The sequence below is a fragment of the Asanoa sp. NPDC050611 genome (genome assembly GCF_040654855.1).
Classification (GTDB): Bacteria; Actinomycetota; Actinomycetes; order Mycobacteriales; family Micromonosporaceae; genus Asanoa.
The window spans coordinates 1-2930 of the sequence record NZ_JBFAIU010000556.1; the positions used below are offsets into that span (position 1 = coordinate 1).

A 2930-nucleotide genomic window follows, 5' to 3' on the forward strand; every position below is an offset into this window, starting at 1 on the left:
CGGCTGGCGGGACCGCGGCTGGTCGCCGAGTGGGGCGCCCGGGCCTGTGCCGACCTGCGCGAGGAGGTGCTCGACCACGCGCTGCGGATGGACGCGGCCCGGCTCGAGGCCGCCGGCGCCGGCGACGTGGCCTCCCGGGTCACCGACGACGTCGAGCAGGTGACCGACGCGACGCAGCTCGCCGCCGAGGTGTTCGGCGCGGTCGTCACGGTCGTCATCACGTTCGCCGGCTTCGCCACCCTCGACTGGCGGATCGCGCTGGCGTTCCTCGTCGTGTTCCCGGTGTACGCGGTGAGCCTGCGCCGGTTCCTGCCACAGGCGAAGACCCGGTACGCGGCCGAGCGGCGGGCGGTCGCGGTGCGCACGCAGAGCCTGCTGTCCACATTCAACGGTGCGCGGACCGTGCACGCGTACGGCATGGAGGACCGCCAGAGCGCCCGCGTCGAGCAGGCCTCCCGCGGCGCCGTGGACGCCCGGCTGCGGGCCGTGCGCGGCTTCCTGTGGTTCGCCAACATGATGAACTACGCCGAGGCCATCGGGCTCTCCGCCGTGCTGTTCACCGGCTTCCTGCTGGTCCGCGCGGACGCCAGCACCGTCGGCGAGGTGACCGCGGCGGCGCTGCTGTTCCACCGCCTGTTCGGCCCGCTCGGCATGCTGCTGGTCACCTTCAACGACGTGCAGTCGGCCGGCGCCGCGCTGGCCCGGCTGGTCGGCGTCGCGGACCTCGCCCTGCCGGCCCGCGCCGGTGCGTCGTCCGGGCCGCGGCCGGCCACCGACGTGGTCGCCGACGGGATCCGGCACCGCTACCTGGACGGGCCGCCGGTGCTGCACGACGTGTCGGTGACGATCCCGGCCGGCGGGTCGCTGGCGGTCGTGGGCGAGAGTGGTGCCGGCAAGACCACGCTCGCCGCGATCCTGGGCGGGGTGTTCCCGGCCGGCGGCGGCGACGTGCTGCTGGGCGGGCGGCCGATCGGCTCCCTGGCGCCGGACGAGCTGCGCCGGCTCGTCGGCGTGGTGACCCAGGAGGTGCACGTCTTCGCCGGCACGCTCGCCGAGGACCTGCGGCTGGCGGCGCCGGACGCGACCGACGAGGAGATGCAGGCCGCGCTGAAGCTGGTCGGCGCCGACGAGTGGGTGGCGGCGCTGCCGGCGGGCCTGGCGACCCGCGTCGGCGACGGCGAGCACCCGCTGTCCGCGAGCCAGGCGCAGCAGCTGGCGCTGGCCCGGATCGCGCTGGTCGACCCGCCGGTGGTGATCCTCGACGAGGCCAGCGCGGAGGCCGGCAGCGCCGGCGCCCGCCAGCTCGACCAGGCCAGCGCTGCCCTGCTGCAGGACCGCACGGCCATCGTGGTCGCGCACCGGCTGACCCAGGCACAGACCTGCGACCGGATCGCGGTGATGGCGCACGGCCGGATCGTCGAGATCGGCACACCCGCGGAACTGATCGCCGCGGGCGGCGCGTACGCCACGTTGTGGGAAGCCTGGTCTCGTTAGGCGGGCACGATCATGGGCGTCCCCGCCACCGGGTCCGGGACGATCAGGCAGGTCAGACCGAACACCTTCTCGACCAGGGCCGCGGTGACCACGTCGGTCGGTGCGCCCTCGGCGACGATCTGGCCGCCGGACATCGCGATCAGGTGGTCGCAGAACCGGCAGGCCAGGTTGAGGTCGTGCAGCACGACCACGATGGTCTTGCCGGACTCCTCGTTCAACGTGCGCAGCAGGCGCAGCAGCTCGACCTGGTGGTTGATGTCCAGGAACGTGGTCGGCTCGTCGAGCAGCAGCAGGTCGGTGTCCTGGGCGAGGGCCATCGCGACCCAGACCCGCTGCCGCTGGCCGCCCGACAGCGAGCGGATCGGCCGGTCGATCAGGTCCGCGGTGCCCGTGGCGGCCAGCGCCCTGGTCACGGCGTCGTGGTCCTGGTCGGTCCACCGCCGGAACCAGCCCTGGTGCGGATAGCGGCCCCGGGACACCAGGTCGGCGACCGTGATGCCGTCGGGCGCGACGGGGGACTGCGGCAACAGGCCCAGAACCTTTGCCACGTCGAGCGTACGCAGGTCCGCCAACGCCCGCCCGTCGAGGTAGACGGCGCCGCCCCGGGGCGCCAGCAGGCGCGCCAGCCCACGCAGCAATGTGGACTTCCCGCAGGCGTTGGCGCCGACGATCGCCGTCACCCGCCCGTCCGGCACGGTCACGTCGAGGTTGTTCACGACGGCCCGGTCGTCGTACCCGAGCGTCAGGTCTTCGGTCCGCAGTCGGCTCATCCGCCCGCTCCTTGCCGGTTGGTCGTGGCCAGCAGCCACAGCAGATAGGGTGCGCCGACCGCGCCGGTGACGACGCCGGTGGGCAGCGGGGTGGGCAGCAGGTGCACGGCCACCAGGTCGGCGGCCAGCAGCGTGGCGGCGCCGACCAGCGCGGCGGCGACGATGCCGCCCGTGGCCGGGCCGAGCAGGCGGTTGGCGATCGGGCCGGCGACCAGGGCCACGAAGACGATCGGGCCGGCCACGGAGACCGCCAGCGCGACCAGCACGAGCGCGGTGCCGAGCAGCGCGGCCCGGCTGAGCTCCGCCCGCAGGCCCAGTGTCCTGGCCGTGTCGTCGCCCAGGTCCAGGGCCCGCAGCGGACGCTGGAGCAGCATCGCCAGCGGCAGCAGCACCAGCAGGCCCCCGAAGAGCAGGCGCAGCTCGGTGGTGCTGGCCTGGCCGACCGAGCCGGTCAGCCAGTGCATCGCCTGCCGGGCCTCGAAGAGCTGGCCCCGGCTGAGCACGAAGCCGATCAGCCCGTCGAAGAACGCGGCGATGCCGATGCCGATCAGGATGAACCGGTAGCCGGTGACGCCGTCGCGCCAGGAGGTGATCGCCTGGGCGTAGGGCAGCGAGGCATCGACCCGCGCCTGCGCCTTGGCGATGCGGCTCGTCGCGACGAGCTCC

Annotated in this window: 3 protein-coding genes; 1 reads left to right on the forward strand and 2 read right to left on the reverse strand. The window is 74.4% G+C overall.

Features of this window, described 5'->3' with window-relative positions:
- On the forward strand, positions 1-1494 hold a 1494-nt coding region (locus AB0H87_RS40105), incomplete at its 5' end, for an ABC transporter ATP-binding protein (protein ID WP_360158538.1).
- Here AB0H87_RS40105 and AB0H87_RS40110 read toward each other — a convergent pair.
- Together AB0H87_RS40110 and AB0H87_RS40115 are read right to left on the reverse strand one after the other, a co-directional pair.
- Positions 1491-2264 carry an ABC transporter ATP-binding protein gene (locus AB0H87_RS40110; RefSeq protein WP_360158541.1) on the reverse strand — a complete coding sequence of 258 codons (774 nt, stop codon included), beginning with the start codon at positions 2262-2264 and terminating at the stop codon, positions 1491-1493. The genes AB0H87_RS40105 and AB0H87_RS40110 overlap by 4 nt on opposite strands.
- On the reverse strand, positions 2261-2930 hold a 670-nt coding region (locus AB0H87_RS40115; RefSeq protein ID WP_360158544.1), incomplete at its 5' end, for an iron chelate uptake ABC transporter family permease subunit. The genes AB0H87_RS40115 and AB0H87_RS40110, both read right to left, overlap by 4 nt.